The sequence below is a fragment of the Flavobacterium flavipigmentatum genome, assembly GCF_020911905.1.
In the GTDB taxonomy this organism is placed as follows: Bacteria; Bacteroidota; Bacteroidia; order Flavobacteriales; family Flavobacteriaceae; genus Flavobacterium; species Flavobacterium flavipigmentatum.
In genome coordinates, this window is sequence record NZ_CP087133.1 from 1,984,719 (window position 1) to 2,002,898 (window position 18,180).

General features: G+C 35.3%; 13 protein-coding genes. 9 read left to right on the plus strand and 4 right to left on the minus strand.

Annotated elements, in window-relative coordinates; all coding sequences use genetic code 11:
• Window positions 1–19: 19 nt before the first annotated feature.
• On the minus strand, window positions 20–1,465 hold the full coding sequence (miaB, locus tag LNP22_RS08985) for a tRNA (N6-isopentenyl adenosine(37)-C2)-methylthiotransferase MiaB (protein WP_229976234.1): 1,446 nt from the start codon (window positions 1,463–1,465) through the stop codon (window positions 20–22).
• A gap of 83 nt (window positions 1,466–1,548) precedes the next feature.
• The gene (locus tag LNP22_RS08990; RefSeq protein WP_229976235.1) at window positions 1,549–3,126 is read right to left on the minus strand and encodes a glycerol-3-phosphate dehydrogenase/oxidase; all 1,578 of its coding nucleotides are present in this window, start codon (window positions 3,124–3,126) and stop codon (window positions 1,549–1,551) included.
• A gap of 705 nt (window positions 3,127–3,831) precedes the next feature.
• On the opposite strand from LNP22_RS08990, the gene topA reads away from it, so the two are divergent.
• From topA to LNP22_RS09025, 7 genes are all read left to right on the plus strand, one after another.
• On the plus strand, window positions 3,832–6,348 hold the full coding sequence (gene topA / locus LNP22_RS08995) for a type I DNA topoisomerase (protein ID WP_229976236.1): 2,517 nt from the start codon (window positions 3,832–3,834) through the stop codon (window positions 6,346–6,348).
• A gap of 3 nt (window positions 6,349–6,351) precedes the next feature.
• Window positions 6,352–7,503 carry a formimidoylglutamase gene (locus LNP22_RS09000; RefSeq protein ID WP_229976237.1) on the plus strand — a complete coding sequence of 384 codons (1,152 nt, stop codon included), beginning with the start codon at window positions 6,352–6,354 and terminating at the stop codon, window positions 7,501–7,503.
• Window positions 7,504–7,762: 259 nt separating this feature from the next.
• Window positions 7,763–9,157 carry a T9SS ring complex lipoprotein PorK/GldK gene (gene porK / locus LNP22_RS09005; protein ID WP_210664765.1) on the plus strand — a complete coding sequence of 465 codons (1,395 nt, stop codon included), beginning with the start codon at window positions 7,763–7,765 and terminating at the stop codon, window positions 9,155–9,157.
• Between the two features lie 77 nt (window positions 9,158–9,234).
• On the plus strand, window positions 9,235–9,879 hold the full coding sequence (gene porL / locus LNP22_RS09010; protein ID WP_210664766.1) for a type IX secretion system motor protein PorL/GldL: 645 nt from the start codon (window positions 9,235–9,237) through the stop codon (window positions 9,877–9,879).
• A 54-nt stretch (window positions 9,880–9,933) separates the two neighbouring features.
• A complete protein-coding gene (gene porM / locus LNP22_RS09015; protein WP_229976238.1) occupies window positions 9,934–11,475 on the plus strand; it encodes a type IX secretion system motor protein PorM/GldM in 1,542 nt (513 codons plus the stop codon).
• Window positions 11,476–11,519: 44 nt separating this feature from the next.
• Window positions 11,520–12,509 carry a type IX secretion system ring subunit PorN/GldN gene (porN, locus tag LNP22_RS09020; RefSeq protein ID WP_229976370.1) on the plus strand — a complete coding sequence of 330 codons (990 nt, stop codon included), beginning with the start codon at window positions 11,520–11,522 and terminating at the stop codon, window positions 12,507–12,509.
• A 77-nt stretch (window positions 12,510–12,586) separates the two neighbouring features.
• On the plus strand, window positions 12,587–13,660 hold the full coding sequence (locus LNP22_RS09025; RefSeq protein WP_229976239.1) for an NAD(P)/FAD-dependent oxidoreductase: 1,074 nt from the start codon (window positions 12,587–12,589) through the stop codon (window positions 13,658–13,660).
• Here LNP22_RS09025 and LNP22_RS09030 read toward each other — a convergent pair.
• Entirely contained in the window at window positions 13,641–14,024 is a 384-nt protein-coding gene (locus tag LNP22_RS09030) for a DUF983 domain-containing protein (RefSeq protein WP_210664769.1), read from the minus strand. The two genes, LNP22_RS09025 and LNP22_RS09030, sit on opposite strands and share 20 nt — an antisense overlap.
• Window positions 14,025–14,131: 107 nt before the next feature.
• On the opposite strand from LNP22_RS09030, the gene LNP22_RS09035 reads away from it, so the two are divergent.
• A complete protein-coding gene (locus LNP22_RS09035) occupies window positions 14,132–16,045 on the plus strand; it encodes an ABC-F family ATP-binding cassette domain-containing protein (RefSeq protein ID WP_229976240.1) in 1,914 nt (637 codons plus the stop codon).
• A gap of 235 nt (window positions 16,046–16,280) precedes the next feature.
• On the opposite strand, the gene LNP22_RS09040 is transcribed toward LNP22_RS09035, so the two are convergent.
• Window positions 16,281–17,243 (minus strand): App1 family protein phosphatidate phosphatase, encoded by a 963-nt coding sequence (locus LNP22_RS09040; protein WP_229976241.1) that lies wholly within the window; start codon window positions 17,241–17,243, stop codon window positions 16,281–16,283.
• Window positions 17,244–17,305: 62 nt separating this feature from the next.
• Between LNP22_RS09040 and LNP22_RS09045 the strand changes: the two genes are divergently transcribed.
• Complete coding sequence (locus tag LNP22_RS09045) at window positions 17,306–18,175, plus strand: diacylglycerol/lipid kinase family protein (RefSeq protein ID WP_229976242.1); 870 nt, start codon at window positions 17,306–17,308, stop codon at window positions 18,173–18,175.
• Window positions 18,176–18,180: the final 5 nt, after the last annotated feature.

Here is an 18,180-nt window from a genome sequence, read left to right on the forward strand (position 1 = left end):
TAATCTGTGGCAAAAAAAATTAATTCATTTCACTTAATCCCACTGCCTCTCCTTTCAAAGTTCCGCTGGTGCAACTTGTGATCTTTACATTTACAAAATCACCGATTTTATAATTTTCTTTTGGGAAAACTACCGTAATGCTTTGCGAATTTCTTCCAGAGAATTCTTCTGTCGATTTTTTAGACACTTTTTCGATTAAAACTTCAACAACTTGTCCCACAAATTCTTCACTGCGAAACCAGGCGTGTTTTTGCTGTAGATCGACAATTTCCTGCAATCTTCTGGCTTTAGTTTCTTCGGGAACATCATCTTCCATTTTTCTTCCGGCCAAAGTTCCCGGACGTTCTGAATACGAATACATATAACCGAAATTATATTTTACATATTCCATCAAACTCATGGTATCCTGATGATCTTCTTCTGTTTCTGTTGGGAAACCTGCGATCATATCTTGCGAAATCGAGGCATTCGGAATAATAGTTCTAATTTTATCAATCAGCGCCATGTATTCTTCGCGCGTATGCAAGCGATTCATTTCTTTAAGAATTCGGTTACTTCCAGACTGAACAGGAAGGTGAATGTGTTTGCAGATATTGGGGTGTTTGGCAATTACATGCAATACACTTTCGTGCATATCCTGCGGATTTGAAGTTGAAAATCGAATGCGCATTTTAGGAAAACCAACTGCAACCATTTCAAGCAATTGATCAAAATCAACAGCAGTTGCTTTTTGCATCTCCGAAGCGTTTTCGAAATCTTTTTTCAAACCACCGCCGTACCAGAGGTAACTGTCTACATTTTGACCTAAAAGTGTGATTTCTTTAAAACCTTTGTCCCACAAATCCTGAATTTCTTTCATAATACTTTGTGGCTCACGGCTACGCTCACGCCCGCGTGTAAAAGGAACTACGCAAAAAGTACACATGTTATCGCAACCACGGGTGATCGAAACCAAAGCTGTGATTCCGTTACTCATTAAACGAACAGGCGAAATATCTCCGTAGGTTTCCTCTTTCGATAAAATTACATTAATAGCGTCTCGGCCTTCTTCTACTTCAGCTAATAAATTAGGTAAATCTTTGTAGGCGTCTGGCCCAACAACAAGATCGACTATTTTTTCTTCTTCCAAAAACTGACTTTTCAAACGCTCGGCCATACAGCCCAAAACGCCTACTTTCATTTTCGGATTAATGCGTTTTACAGCGTTGTATTTCTCAAGACGTTTACGGATTGTTTGCTCTGCTTTGTCGCGAATAGAGCACGTGTTTACCAAAACCAGATCTGCATCTTCAAGGGTTTGTGTTGTATTGTATCCGTTTATCGATAAAATAGAAGCAACGATTTCGCTGTCCGAAAAATTCATCGCACAGCCGTAACTTTCTATAAAAAGTTTTTTAGTATTCTCGGGTTTATTTTCCAAAACAAGACTTTCGCCTTGTTTACTTTCTTCAATAATCTTTTCCATCATGTAATTTCAGAGTGCAAAGATAATGTAAAACCTATAAATGTGACAAGATGGCAGAAAAAGAATTAACAGTATTTTGTATTTTATTCAAATTCACTCAAAAGATATCCTTTTGCAAGTGTTTTAAATTCAGATACTTGTTTTTTAATCCAAGTTCTGTCATGGCCTAATTCTTTAGCTAATAATTGAGCTACTTTTTCTGAGGAAGCTATAGCCGCAGTTGCGTCTAAAAATAATAAACGAACGCGTCTTGCCAGAATATCGTCTATAGTTCTGGCCATTTCGTGACGGATTGCCCAGGCGACTTCTGCCATAGTGTAATCATAGTCGGGATGAAGTTTTTCTTTTAATTCGACTTCGTTATTCTGTAATTCTAATAATTTAGGAATATCAGAACCATAAATATATAGATGGTTTTCTCGGTCTGATGTGTCTGTTGCCTTATTTCCATGAATGGGAATGTGTTCTGTTGTACATTGTTTTTTAGGTAAATGATGCACAGTAATCGCTTTGTCTATAATGTCTTCAGCGATTTTTCGGTAGGTAGTCCATTTTCCTCCGGTGATGGTTATTAAACCTGTTTCAGAAACAATTATTTTATGGCTTCTTGAAACTTCCTTGGTACTTTTGCCTTCTTCTTTTGGTGCTGCTAAAGGTCGTAAACCCGCAAAAACAGATAAGACATCAGTTCTGGTTGGTTTTTTTGCCAAGAATCGTTGTGCTGTTTCTAAAACAAATTCAATTTCGCTTTCCAGCGCAATGGGTTCCAGACTCTGTTTTTTTATCAAAGTATCTGTTGTTCCCACCACGATTTTATTATGCCAAGGCACTGCAAATAATACTCTTCCGTCACTTGTTTTTGGAATCATCAAGGCGTGGTCGCTTGGTAAGAAAGATTTGTCGAAGACGAGGTGAATTCCTTGACTGGGAACAATGTATTTTTTATAGACAGTATCGTTTAATTTCATGATTGCATTAGTAAAAACACCTGTCGCGTTTATGACTGCAGTTCCTTTTATATTATATGTCTCTCCAGATTCTTGGTCTTTTACCGTAACTCCGGTTACCTGATTTTTGTCGTCTTTTAATAAATTTATCACTTTGGTATAATTCAGAAGGCAGGCACCTTTTTCTACTGCAGTTTGTGCCAGGTTAATCGCTAAACGAGAGTCATCAAATTGGCCGTCATGATAGATTACGCCGCTTACCAAGCCTTTTGTCTCAACGGTTGGAAGTAGTTCAATCGTTTTTTTCTTTGAAATGTATTTTGATCGCCCCAAGCTGAGTCTCCCGGCTAACAGATCGTAAATAGTGAGTCCGATGGTGTAAAAATAACCGCCCCACCAGTTGTAGTTTGGGATTACAAAAGATTGGTTTTTAATTAAATGACTGGCGTTTTTCGCCATTAGTCCTCTTTCTTTTAAGGCTTCTTTTACTAATGAAATATTTCCTTGCTCTAAATAACGCACGCCGCCATGAACTAATTTGGTACTTCGGCTAGAAGTTCCTTTAGCAAAATCTACTGCTTCAACCAAAATTGTTTTGTAACCTCTGCTGGCTGCGTCAAGTGCTGTACCCAGTCCGCTTGCTCCTCCGCCAATTACGATTACATCCCATTCTGTAGTTTTGTTTAATTTTGATAATTGTTCTTTTCGGTTCATTTATTATTTTTTATCTTTTTGAAAACCTTTTTATCTTTTAACAAACATAAAGAAACTAAATAAAAACAGATATAGTACTTTTATTATTGAATTTTAAACCATTTATAGAATGGAGTTAGTAAGCAGTCTAGTGGTTCTTTAGATAGGGACACAAATCATAATGAAGGCCTACAGGTTGAAAAAAATAACAAAACCAAAGAAGTTTTAAAATATATTAGTCATCATGATTGCGTTATATTTAGGTTCAGTCTCGAATATTTATTAGTGCTCCCAGGTCCTTAAATGTTTTTCTAAAGGTATCTAAAGAAGCAAAGATTGATACCTTATAGTAGATCGAATTATTCGAGATCATTTAAGCTCGGTTATCAGGCCAATTGCAAAATCTATTTTCAGGCAGTTTCCCTGTAATAAATTGGTTTTGAAAACGTATGGTACTTCATCTCGATTGTGGCTGAGTTTTACTAATGCATTGAAAGCGCATCTTAATCAAGTGATTATAGAAGTTCTAATGGTCTCTAATTTTTTGCTTTGAAAATAGAGGTTTGCTTTGTACTGGATTTGAAAGAACTAATTAGAATATTTTTTTTAAAACAATAAGATTATTAGTATTCAAAACTTGTAAATCGACTATTACTTGACTTTTAAAATTTAAAAAAACCCAAAATTTAAAAAAAATAGATACTTTTGTTGCAGAAAAATAGAGCAATGGCAAAGAATTTAGTAATAGTGGAATCACCTGCGAAGGCGAAAACGATAGAGAAATTTCTAGGAAGTGATTTTCAGGTTGAATCAAGTTATGGGCATATCGCCGACTTACCATCAAAGGAAATTGGGGTAGATGTAGAAAATGGTTTTAAACCTAAATACGAAGTTTCTCCAGATAAAAAAGCTTTGGTAAGTAAACTGAAAACACTATCCAAAAATGCCGAAATGGTTTGGTTGGCAAGTGATGAGGACCGCGAGGGAGAAGCTATTTCATGGCATCTTGCGGAAGAACTAAAATTAGATATAAAAAAAACAAAAAGAATTGTCTTTCATGAAATTACCAAATCGGCGATTCTTAAAGCAATCGATAATCCGAGAGAAATTGATTATAATTTAGTAAATGCACAACAAGCGCGTCGTGTTTTAGACCGTTTAGTGGGTTACGAATTGTCTCCTGTTTTATGGAGAAAAATTAAAGGAGGTTTGTCTGCGGGTCGTGTCCAATCAGTTTCTGTTCGTTTGATTGTAGAGCGCGAGCGTGAAATTCAGAACTTTAATGCAGTAGCCAGTTATTCTGTAGTAGCAGAATTTGTAAATGAAGCCGGAAAGGCATTCAAAGCAAAATTGCCAAAAAATTTCAATACCAAAAAAGAAGCCGAAGATTTTTTAAAACAAAACATCGGTTCACAATATAAAGTTTCGGATTTAGAAACCAAACCAACCAAAAAATCACCAACAGGCCCTTTTACAACCTCTACGCTTCAACAAGAAGCAGCTAGAAAATTGTATTTGCCGGTAGGAATTACGATGCAGCTTGCTCAACGTTTGTACGAAGCGGGACTTATTACTTATATGAGAACCGATAGTGTCAATCTTTCTAAAGATGCGATGGACGCTGCTGAAGCCGAAATCATAAAATCGTACGGAAAAGAGTTTTCAAAACCTCGAACTTTTGCCAATAAAAGCAAAGGAGCACAAGAAGCGCACGAAGCAATTCGTCCAACAGATATGTCGCGTCATACAGTAGATATAGATCGTGATCAGGCTCGTTTGTATGATTTGATCTGGAAAAGAACCTTGGCCTCACAAATGAGTGATGCACAGTTAGAAAGAACAAACGTAAAAATTGAAGCCAATAATCACAGCGAATTATTTACTGCTTCTGGAGAAGTTTTGCTTTTTGAAGGATTTCTTAAAGTGTATCTTGAAGGGCACGATGATGATGAAGAAGAACAAGAAGGAATGTTGCCTGCGATGAAAGTACACGAAAAACTTGCAAACAACTATATTACAGCAACCGAAAGATATTCAAGACCGCCAGCTCGTTACACCGAAGCTTCTTTGGTAAAAAAATTGGAGGAATTAGGAATTGGCCGTCCGTCTACGTATGCACCTACTATTTCTACGATTATCAATAGAAATTATGTCGAAAAAGGAACTCTTGAAGGGCAGGAGCGTAATTATACACAACTTACTTTGCAAGCCAGTAAAGTAGGAGAGAAGTTGCTGAAAGAAAATACAGGCTCTGATAAAGGTAAATTGGTACCAACCGATATTGGGACGATTGTGACAGATTTCCTGGTTAAGAATTTTGGAAATATTCTAGATTATAATTTTACTGCAAAAGTAGAGCAGGATTTTGATGAAATTGCCGAAGGAAATATTGACTGGGCAGTTATGATGCAGGATTTCTACAATAAATTTCACCCTAATGTAAAAGAAGTAGAAGCCAATGCTGAGCGCGAAAGCGGAGAGAGAATTCTTGGAAAAAATGCAGAAGGAAGACAAGTTTCTGTTCGTTTAGGAAAATTTGGGCCGATGGCTCAGATTGGAGAAGCAGACGATGAGGATAAAAAATTTGCCAGTTTAATGGCAGATCAAAATATTGGTAACATCACTTTAGAAGACGCTCTGAATTTATTTTTATTGCCTAAAAGTTTAGGTGAATATAAAGGAGAAGAAGTAGAAGTAAGCAACGGGCGTTATGGTCCTTATGTACGTCACGGAAGTGTTTTTATATCCTTGCCGAGAGGAGAAGATCCTTTAGGGGTTTCTGAAGAAAGAGCAAAAGAATTAATTGATGAAAAAGCGCTTGCAGATGCTCCGATTGCTGTTTACAAAGGAGAGTCAGTTCAGAAAGGTGTAGGGCGTTTTGGTCCTTTCATAAAATGGAATGGAATTTTTATTAACGTAAGTAAAAAATACAATTTTGACAATTTATCCCAGCAAGATGTTCAGGATTTGATTGAAGATAAATTGCAAAAAAATATAGATAAAGTGCTTCACAATTGGGAAGACGAAGGTATTTTGGTAGAAAAAGCGCGTTGGGGCCGTTCGGTGATCACAAAAGGCAAAATCAAAATTGAATTGAGTAAAGATGTCGATGCGACAAAGTTGACGTTAGATCAAGTTCAAAAGATGATAGCAGAAAAGACACCGGCGAAAAAAACACCAGCCAAAAAAGCAGCAGCAACTAAAAAAGCTCCCGCTAAGAAGCCAGTCGCTAAAAAGAAATAAGAAATGGAATTTGATTTTCTAAAACCAGTAGATGATGGGATTCTAAAATTCATCAATTCGCTTTCTTCACAAGAGTTAGGTAGCAAAATTGTATTTCATACGCAGGATCAATTTCCAGATATTAGCAAAATAAATATTGCTATAGTAGGAGTTTTAGAGGATCGCAGGAACATCGACATGGTAAATGAAGTAAATCTGAATGGTTTTCGTAAAAAAATTTACAGTATGTTTCCGGGAAACTGGGATGCTTCAATTGCAGATTTGGGTGATATTTTGGCAGGGGATTCTGTTGAAGACACTTATTTTGCATTAAAAAAAGTAACCAGTACTTTGATAAAAAACAAAGTGATTCCTATAGTTATAGGAGGTTCTCAGGATTTAACGTATGCTATGTATCGCGCTTACGACGATCTGGAGCAAATGGTTAACTTAGTTGCGGTAGACAATAGGTTTGATTTTGGTAAAGAGAATGAGACAGTTTCGGCCAATTCATACCTGACAAAAATTATAATAGACGAGCCTAATAATCTTTTTAATTACTGTAATATAGGTTATCAAACTTATTATAATTCGCAGGAAGAAATAGATTTGATCGAAAAGTTGTTTTTTGATGCGTATCGTTTGGGAGAAATATCCAATAAAATAGCCTTAGCAGAACCAGTTTTTAGAGATGCTGATTTGGTTAGTGTCGATTTAAATGCTGTAAAGTCATCAGATTCAGGAAATTATATTACTTTTGAGCCAAATGGTTTCAACGGAAAAGAAATATGTTCTTTGGCTAGGTATGCAGGAATTAGTGATAAAGTTTCGGCTTTCGGAATTTTTAATCATAATAGTACTATTCCAGAAACAGTGATTATTTCGCAAATGGTTTGGTATTTTATCGAAGGATATCATTATCGATCGAAGGAATATCCGTTTGGTAGTCGAGCAACGTATTTAAAGTACATTGTTCCTTTAGATGAAGAAGAATTGATATTTTATAAAAGTGACAAGACAGACCGATGGTGGATTGAGATCCCTTTTGAGTCAAACGGTCATAATAAATTGAAAAGAAACACGTTATTACCTTGTTCTTATGATGAATATCTGAGTGCATGTAATCAAGAGTTGCCAGAAAGATGGTGGAAGGCACAAAGAAAAAATTCTTTATGAAGATAAGATAGGTATAATCTTGCTTTTTTGAAGACTAAAAAAAATCAAAAAATAATTTAGTAAACAAAGTATTACAAAATATAAAATTTAACGTTTTACACCGATTTTTAAAGGTAGTTTATCGACAAAATATTTTTTTTTTATTTTATTTAACATTATTTTTGAACGGTGAAATAAATTTTGTGAACAGTGTTGTTTTTTAGGTAAATAATAAATACGTTTACAAACTTATAATAATGAATAGATAATCCAAATTTATATGAAGAAGTTTATTGCATTTGCGGCAATGTTAACACTGGTTATCGGCTGTGGTAAATCAGGTGATAAAGGTGAGTTAGTTGGTGTTACAGGAGGCAAATGGCATCCTGAGAAGCCTTATGGAATGACATTGGTCCCAGGTGGATCTTTTATCATGGGTAAATCAGACGCTGATTTAGCTGCCGTAGAAGACGCTCCAACCAAAACGGTAACGGTTCGTTCGTTTTATATGGATGAAACTGAGATCACTAATAGTGAGTACCGTCAGTTTGTAGAATGGGTAAAAGATTCTACAATGAGAGTTCGTTTGGCGATTTTGGCTGATGAAACAGGTCAAAAAGCTCCAGCTGATGGAAAAGGAAAAAATGCAGGTAGTATTTCTGATTATGCATTTAATGATTCTGATCCTGAAAAAATGACCGCTTACGATAAGTATATGTACGATAACTATTATAGTGTTGGTACAAAAGATGATCCGTATGCTGGTAGAAAACTAAACAAAAAAGTAAAATTGATTAAGGATACAAAAGCGTATCCAGATGAATATTACACAGAGGTAATGGACTCTATGTATTTGCCAATTGAAGAATCATACAATGGTTTAAGAACAATTGATGTAAATAAATTAAAATTCCGTTATTCTTGGATGGATATTCAAGCTGCAGCAAAAGCTAAAGTTGGAAAAAGAAAAGACTTTGTAAAGACTGAGCAAGTGCCAATTTATCCTGATACTACAGTTTGGATTAAAGATTTTGCTTATTCCTATAATGAGCCAATGCACAATGATTATTTCTGGCACAAAGCTTACGGTGATTATCCAGTAGTGGGAGTTACATGGAAGCAAGCTAAAGCATTTTGCGCTTGGAGAACATTAAATAAAAATTCTTATATCAAATCTAAGAAAAAAGGGCGTGACCTTGTAAATGCTTTTAGATTACCAACTGAAGCAGAATGGGAATATGCTGCCAGAGGAGGTCTTGAGTCTGCTACTTACCCTTGGGGAGGACCTTACACTAAAAGTGATAGAGGTTGTTTCTTGGCTAACTTTAAGCCAAGCAGAGGAGATTACGCTGCTGATGAAGCTTTGTATACAGTAGAGGCAAAATCATACGATCCAAACGGATACAACTTATATAATATGGCTGGAAATGTGGCTGAGTGGACTGATTCTGCTTACAATCCTAATGCTTACGAATATGTGTCTACAATGAATCCTAATGTTATCGACGGAAACAACCAACGTAAAGTGGTTCGTGGAGGTTCTTGGAAAGACGTTGCTTACTTCCTACAGGTAAGTACTCGTGACCATGAATATGCAGATTCTGCAAGAAGTTACATTGGTTTTAGAACAGTACAAGATTACATGGGTACTCAAGTTACAGGATCTAAAAAATAATATAATAAAAGTCTAAATTAAATCGTAAATACCACCAAATCAAAAGAATCTATTAAACCTAAAAAAAAGTTATTATTATGGCATTATTAAGTAAAAAAGCAATGAATTTCGCTTATGGTATGGGAGCAGCAGTTGTAATTGTTGGAGCATTATTCAAAATTACTCACTTCGAACTAGGACCTTTGACAGGTACAGTTATGCTTTCAGTAGGATTGTTAACGGAGGCGTTAATTTTTGCTCTTTCTGCTTTTGAACCAGTAGACGAGGAGCTAGACTGGACACTTGTGTACCCAGAATTAGCAAACGGACAGGCTAGAAAAAAAGAAGACAAAGTTGAAACTGGAGATGCTCAGGGATTATTATCTCAAAAATTGGATGCAATGTTGAAAGAAGCTAAAATTGACGGAGAATTAATGTCAAGCTTAGGAAACAGCATCAAAAACTTTGAAGGAGCTGCAAAAGCAATTTCTCCAACAGTAGATTCTATTGCAGGACAAAAGAAATATGCTGAAGAAATGTCTATGGCTGCTGCACAAATGGAATCATTAAACAGTTTATACAAAGTTCAATTAGAAAGTGCTTCAAGAAACGCACAGGCAAACAGTGAAATTGCTGATAATGCTGCTAAATTGAAAGAACAAATGCAATCAATGACTGCAAACATTGCTTCTTTAAACAGTGTTTACGGTGGAATGCTTTCTGCAATGAGTAACAAAGGATAATTAGTTTTTAACTATTATAGTAAATTTATTAATAAGAACTAATTACAAAATAAAATGGCAGGAGGAAAATTAACCCCTAGACAGAAGATGATTAACCTGATGTATCTGGTTTTCATCGCGATGTTAGCAATGAACGTATCGAAAGAAGTGATTTCTGCTTTTGGTTTGATGAACGAAAAATTTGAAGATGCTAATACTTCTTCAATTGCAACAAACACTTCATTATTGACATCTTTAGATCAAAAAGCTGCTGAAGCAAAAGGAGAATTTATTATTGCTTCACAAACTGCTCATAAAGTAGAAGCTATCTCAAAAGGATTTTATGATTATATTGGTACTTTAAAAGCTCAATCTATCAAAGGATTTGAAGTTGAAAAAGAGACTGGAAAATTACCTTATGAGGCAATGGATAGAGGTGATAATATCGACGACTGGTTTACAGGAGACGGTTACACTAAAAAAGGTAACGATATTATTGCTACGATTCAAAAATACAAAGCAGACATGAAAGCTGCTTTAGGAACAGACAAAAAATATGCTAACATTATAGCAGAGATTGAAAAGAAATTTGATGTTTCTGATGTAAAAAACAAAGAAGGTGTAAAACAAAAATACTTAGATTACCACTTTAAAGGTTTCCCTGCAATTGCTTCGGCTGCAAAACTTTCAACTTGGCAAAATGATGTTAAAAAAGCTGAAACAGATGTTTACAATAGTGCATTAGGTAAAGCGGCTGTTGCTGCTGCATCTTATAGCAATTATCAGGCAATTGTAGTTTTGGATAAAAACGCTTATTTTCAAGGAGAAAAAGTTACAGGTAAAGTGGTTTTGGGTCGTTATGACGAAAATACAAAACCTACTTCATTTCAAGGACCAGGACAAATTGTTAACGGACAAGCTGTTATCTCTTTGACCGCTGGAGGAGTTGGAGAACAAGATATTAATGGTCAGTTTACGTTCTTAGAAGATGGAAAAAATATTCCACTTAAATTTGCTGGTAAGTATGTTGTAGTTCCAAGACCAAACTCTGCTACAATTTCTGCAGACAAAATGAATGTTGTGTATAGAGGTGTTGTTAACCCTATCTCTGTATCTTTTGCAGGAGTTGATGCTAATAAGATCGTTGCAAGTGCTCCAGGTTTAAATTCTGCTGGTAAACCAGGAAAATATAACATGAGTCCGGGTTCAGGTACAGAAACTACAATTTCTGTAACAGGAACTTTGCCAAATGGAGATAAAGTTACGGATAAGAAAACATTCAGAATTAAAGGTATTCCTGGTCCAACTGGAACAATCAGAGGAGAAATGGGTGTTGTAAAAGGACCTAAATCAAACTTAGAGATTGCTACTATTGGTGCTAAATTACTTGATTTTGATTTTGAAGTTGGTTTAGATGTTGTTGGATTTAATTTGAAAATCGCTGGACAGCCTACAGTTGTTGTTAATGGTAACAGATTGAATGCACAATGTAAATCAGTACTTTCAAAAGCAGGTAGAGGAGATCAAGTTACTATTTCTGAAATCAAAACTAAACTTGTTGGAGCTGGTAGTTATTTATTACCAAGAACTGCTCCGGTAATTTACGAAATACAATAATAAAGTAGGTAAAACTACGTTCAATATCTTATAATGATATCATGATGAAAGTAAGAAATTTTTTAATAGCTATTGTTTCTATCGCTGGAGGTTTTGCGTCTCATGCGCAATCTAATTTGCTAAATGCAAAAACACCTGCTCAGATAGGACTTAAGACTCCTGCACAACTTATATCAGACAATGATCGACCATTGGCTTACGGTTATGTAGATGATAGAGATATCTTAATGGGGAAAACAACTTGGGAAATCATTGATTTGAATGAAAAAATCAATTTCCCATTATATTTCCCAATAGATACAGCTAATATTGGTTCTGACAGACGTTCTCTTTATGACGTTTTGACGAAAGCCCTTAAAAAGGGAAAAATAACTGAAGTATACACTGATAGTTATTTCAATACTAAAAAATCTATGAAAGACATCGAGGGTTCATTATCTCGTGTTGATACAACAGATGCTGGTAGAGAACTAATTAATCAATATCCGGATGACTACAAAACACATGTTGTGAAGAAAAAAGTAGTTACAGGTACTGGTAAAAAGAAAGTTGTTACTTATGTTGATGAAACTGTAGCTGCTACAAGAACTGTTCCTTCTGAGTACATTTTGAAACAGGATCTTACTGCTCAGGATGTTAGTCAGTACAAAATTAAAGGATACTGGTATTTTGACAAACGTCAAAGTGAATTGAAGTATCGTTTGCTTGGAATTTGTCCTGTTACACCTGACGTTTATACAATGAATAGTGACGAAAAGGATTATATCGAGTTGTTTTGGGTTTTCTTTCCAAATGCGAGAGAGGCTTTACACGAAGCAAAAGCTTTTAACGACAGTAATTCAGCATTACCAATTTCATTCGATCAGATATTAAATTCTAGACGTTTTAATGCAATTCTTTACAAAGAAGAAAACTTGTACGGTGATCGTGAGATTAAAGAGTACATGAAAGACAATGCACAAAATCAGTTGTTAGAATCTGAAAGAGTAAAAGAGAAGATTCGTAATTTCGAACAAGATATGTGGAACTACTAAGTTGCTCATAACACATAATAACAAAAACTCTTACTACCTTTGTAGTAAGAGTTTTTTATTTTTACCTATTTACACAAATGATTGATTATCTTATTATCGGGTCTGGGTTAGCCGGAATTTCTTTTGCGGAAGTTGCTCTCAAAAACAATAAAACCATTTTAGTCTTAGATGATGAGTCTCAGAATTCTTCTAGAATTGCTGGCGGGTTGTATAATCCTGTTATTTTAAAACGTTTTAGCGAAGTTTGGAAAGCAGAGGAACAATTGGTAATAATGAACGATTTTTATCATCATATCGAAAATAAATTAAACAAAAAGTTCAATTTTAAACTTCCCATCCTAAGAAAGTTTTTTTCTATCGAAGAGCAAAATAACTGGTTTGCAGCTTCTGATAAAGTAAATTTAGCTCCTTTTTTAGCTACAAAATTAATTTCCAAAAAATTTCAAGGCATTGATTCTCCTCATGATTACGGAGAAGTTTTACATACAGGATATGTAGATACAGCTTTGCTTTTAGATAGCTATAAACATTACTTACAGCTTAATAATTTGTTGTTACAAGAGTTTTTTGACAGTAGTTGTATTGAATTGTTAGATATCGGAATTCAATACAAAAAGATCAAGGCACGCCATATCATTTTTGCCGAAGGTTTTGGATTGCATAAGAATCCTTTTTTTAATTATTTACCTCTTGACGGTACAAAAGGAGAACTTTTTGTTATCAAAGCACCGGAATTAAAATTAGATGTTATCGTTAATACTAGTGTTTTTATTCTGCCTTTAGGAGATGACTTATTTAAAGTGGGCGCAACCTACAATTGGAAAGATAAAACAGATGTACCTACCGAAGAAGGAAAGCAGGAACTTATAGATCGTATCAAAGAAATTTTAATGTGTGATTTTGAGATCGTAAAACATTTTGCAGGAGTCCGTCCAACAGTAAAAGACAGGAGACCTCTCATTGGTACACATCACGATCATCAATCACTTCACATCCTTAACGGATTAGGAACGCGTGGGGTAATGCTCGGGCCTGCTATGGCAAAAGCTTTGTTTGAAAGTATTGAAAATAATGTTTCTTTAGACCCTGAAATTGATATTAGGAGATTTCATAAAAAATACCAGAAGAATGTTATTTATGACCCGCTTTAGGATCGTAAGAAACAAACATATTGATATAGATGTTTCTGGACAATCGTAAAATAAAAGGTAATAAAACAACCAAGGTTGCAATTATGGTCACAAATGCGTATCCGATACTAGCGCCAAAGAATACAAAAGATACAATAAAAGCGGCAACGCCTACAGCAACATTCAATCCGTAACTTACATACATTGCTCCATAAAAAAAGGAAGGTTCAATTTGATATTTAAAGCCACAATGGCTACAATTATCATTCATTTTGAGAACCTTAGTCAAATGAAGGGGGTTTTTGTCCGAATACATGCTCTCATTTTGACATTTTGGACAACTTCCTGTTAAAATACTATTTAGTTTGGATCCTTTTTTTAACATTTGCAAAAAATTTAATTTATCGTTATTTCGATAAAGCAAATTTACGATTTTCATTCTCTGTTTAAGGTATCTAAGCCTGAAACTTTAAACGTAAAAAAATAATTATAATGCTTAATATACATAATTTATCGGTTTCTTTTGGAGGTTCTTATTTGTTCGAAGAAGTAACTTTTCGTTTAGGTGCTGGTGATCGAGTTGGACTTGTTGGTAAAAATGGGGCAGGAAAGTCAACCATGTTAAAAATTTTGGCGGGTGATTTCAAACCAGATTCAGGACAAATAGCCACCGAAAAAGAAGTTCGAATGGGTTTCCTTCGTCAGGATATTGATTTTGAACAAGGAAGAACTGTTTTAGAAGAGGCGTACGAAGCGTTTACTGATATTAAGGTTGTTGAGAAAAAATTAGAACAAATCAATCATCAGTTGGTAACCAGAACCGATTATGAAAGTGAGGAGTACAGCCAGATTATAGAAGACTTGTCTGATTACACGCATCGTTTTGAGCTTTTAGGAGGATACAATTATGTGGGCGATACAGAGAAAATTCTTTTAGGATTAGGTTTTAAAAGAGAGGTTTTTAACAGCCAAACAGAGACTTTTTCGGGAGGATGGAGAATGCGTATCGAGTTGGCAAAATTATTATTGCAGTCCAATGATGTGTTGTTGCTGGATGAGCCGACCAACCACTTAGATATCGAGAGTATCATCTGGTTAGAAAGTTTTCTTCGCAATTATCCTGGTGTTGTGGTGATTGTTTCGCACGATAAGATGTTTTTGGATAACGTGACCAATCGTACCATCGAAATTTCGTTAGGAAAAGCGTACGATTTCAACAAACCATATTCTCAATATTTGGAATTGCGTCATGAAATTCGCGAAAAACAATTGGCCACTCAAAAAAATCAGGCTAAGAAAATTGAGGAAACAGAAAAACTGATCGAGAAATTCCGTGCAAAAGCTTCAAAAGCTTCAATGGCACAATCCCTGATTAAAAAATTAGATAAAGTCGAGCGAATTGAAGTCGATGAAGACGACAATTCGGTAATGAATATCTCTTTCCCAGTTTCAAAAGAACCGGGCAGAGTAGTAGTAGAAGCAGAAAATGTAACCAAAGCCTATGGCGACAAAACCATCCTGAAAGACATCAATTTATTGGTAGAGCGCGGGAGTAAAATTGCTTTTGTCGGGCAAAATGGTCAGGGAAAATCAACTTTTATCAAAGCAATTGTTGACGAATTTGAGTATCAGGGAAGTATCAAACTAGGGCATAATGTACAGTTAGGTTACTTTGCGCAAAATCAGGCAGAATATCTTGATGGCGAAATTACTTTGTTGCAAACCATGGAAGATGCGGCAATGGACACAAATCGCTCTAAAGTTCGCGACATGTTAGGATCATTTTTGTTCCGCGGAGACGACGTTGAGAAAAAAGTAAAGGTACTTTCGGGAGGCGAGCGCAATCGTTTGGCACTTTGTAAGCTGCTTTTACAACCCATAAACGTTTTACTGATGGATGAGCCTACCAACCACTTAGATATCAAATCTAAGAACGTTTTAAAGGCTGCATTGCAAAAATTTGGAGGAACCCTATTGTTGGTTTCTCACGACAGGGATTTTCTTCAGGGAATGTCGAATATCGTTTACGAATTTAAAGATCAGAAAATCAAAGAATATTTGGGCGATATCAACTATTTCTTAGAACAACGCAACCTCGAGAATATGCGTGAAGTAGAGAAAAAAGACGTCGCCAAAGCAACGGGTCCCAAAGAAAGCAATAAAACTTCCTACGAAGATCAGAAAAAAGGAAAGTCGTTGCAAAACCGACTGAGTAAAATCGAAAGTCAAATCAAACAATTAGAAAAAGACATTCAGCACGACGATAAAATGTTAACTTCTAATTACAACAAACATATCGAGGATGCCTCATTTTTTAAGGCATACAACAAAAAGAAAGAAGATCTGGATCAATTGCTTCTCGACTGGGAAATCGTTCAGGAAGAAATAGATAATCTCAACGCATAATATTTTCAGGAGCTATTTCCAGCTTTTCATTCCAAGTCCTCACAAAAAAACCTGTATTTCCAATGTCGCAAAAAGAGCTTCTTTCAGTCGCTTTTTTACAACAAGAAATACAGGTTTTTTTGCTCCGGGCTTTCCTTTTCAATCTGGGCTAGAGAAGGAAGTTTCAAGTTTCGTTTCCATAACATTTTACATTTCACAAAAAAGCCTTTCACAAAAAAGCCTTTCACAAAAAAAATTATTTAATAATTCCAATCGATTTAGAGTGCATAATCGCTTCACTGCTTTCTTTAAAATAGCAAACCGAAATGTTTAGGCTTTCCAGATTGCTCATAATAACTTTAATAGCTTCTTTCTGGTATTTGCCAGTTTGCCTAATATAAACTGCTTTTACGGTCAAGGGAAAAATTTTGCAAGTTCGCTCATACAACATCGGATCGTGTTGCGAGTCATCTCCCAATAAAATATATTTAAGATTGGGGTAAAATTCTAAAACATGCTTAATTTTTTCAAATTTATGATCGTGATTGCCTCTTCCGCTCATAAAAAAATCGGTGATGCCTCGCTTAATATCTTTCAACAAAATAACAGCTCTCGGCAACTCATGAATTTTGGTAAACTCTACAATAAAACGATACAAATTCCATTCGCTGCTCGAAATATAAAAAAAGGCATTTTGTTCGTCTTGATTGTTTCTTCCGGCAGAGCTCAACGCTTGATAATAGGGGACAACATCTTTAAAAACCTTTCTGTCATTCACATTTTTAAACAAAAGAATGTAGATTTTTTTAAAAAAATTATGGGTGTGCGAAATCAAAAAAGTATCGTCTATGTCAGAGATAATCCCCAGATTTCCTTTGTGAGGCCTGATAAAACTTCCAGTGGAGCTAATTGTTTCCTCTTCATATTTCATACTCACTTCATATTCATTCCATCCAAACTGAGACTCATTTTCAATCGGGATGCAAAATTTAAAATGACCATCATCTAAGGTTTTAGTATGAATCTCTTGTCCGTCATAATGAAGATAAAGATCAAAGTTTTTAATCGTTTTTATCCTAAATTGATTGATGACCGAAGTAGCATTTTTAAAATTTTTCTTCTGAAAATCATAGCTGTAATCGGTTTTAAAAACATGTCCCATTACAATTAATTCTTGTCCATTAGCATAACCGCGATATAATTGTAAAATTGGTTTCATTAATTACGTACTTTTATAGAGATTGTAAATTAATTATTTTAATCGGTTTTAAACATAAAATTTTGAAAAAGAATATCATTTTTGTAGTAAATCCTATTTCCGGTGATCTGGATAAATCCGAATTGATCGAATCGGTAAACGAATTCGCTGTAACGCACAATTTCAACCTGATAGTGTATGAGACTTCGGGAGAGCAGGATTTAGAAGAAATAAAAGCACTTTATGATCAATATCAACCGTCACGAATTGTAGTGGCTGGCGGTGACGGAACCATAAAAATGGTGGCTGAAGCCATGGAAGAGCACGATGTAATTATTGGTGTTTTGCCCGCAGGTTCTGCCAATGGATTGTCTGTAGACCTGAATCTGCCTGTTACGATTGAAGAGAACTTAACAATTGCTTTTCTACATCATTATATCGAAATAGATATGATTTGTATCAACGGCAAAAAAAGTATTCATCTGAGTGATCTTGGACTCAATGCCGATCTGGTTAAAAATTATGAAGAAAGCAATCTGCGCGGATTTTGGGGTTATGCTTTGCAGGCCTATACAACGCTTAAAGATGCTGCAGAACCTTTTCAGGCAACGATCGTTGCGAATAACGAAACAGTAGAGCATACTGCCAGAATGATTGTTGTTGCCAATTCTCAAAAATATGGTACAGGCGTTATTATCAATCCGAATGGCGCAATGAATGATGGACAATTTGAGTTGGTTATTTTAAAAAGTCTGGATTTGCTTTTGCTGGGAAGAATCATAACAGGAAATATGCCAATCGACTCTGATGATATTGTAATTATCTCGACAAAACAGGCCACCATAAAAACAGATAATCCGGTCAATTTTCAAATTGATGGCGAGTATTGTGGCGCACAAACCAATTTGGAAATCAATATTTTGCACAAACAGATGAAAATTGCGGTTCCTTAACAAAC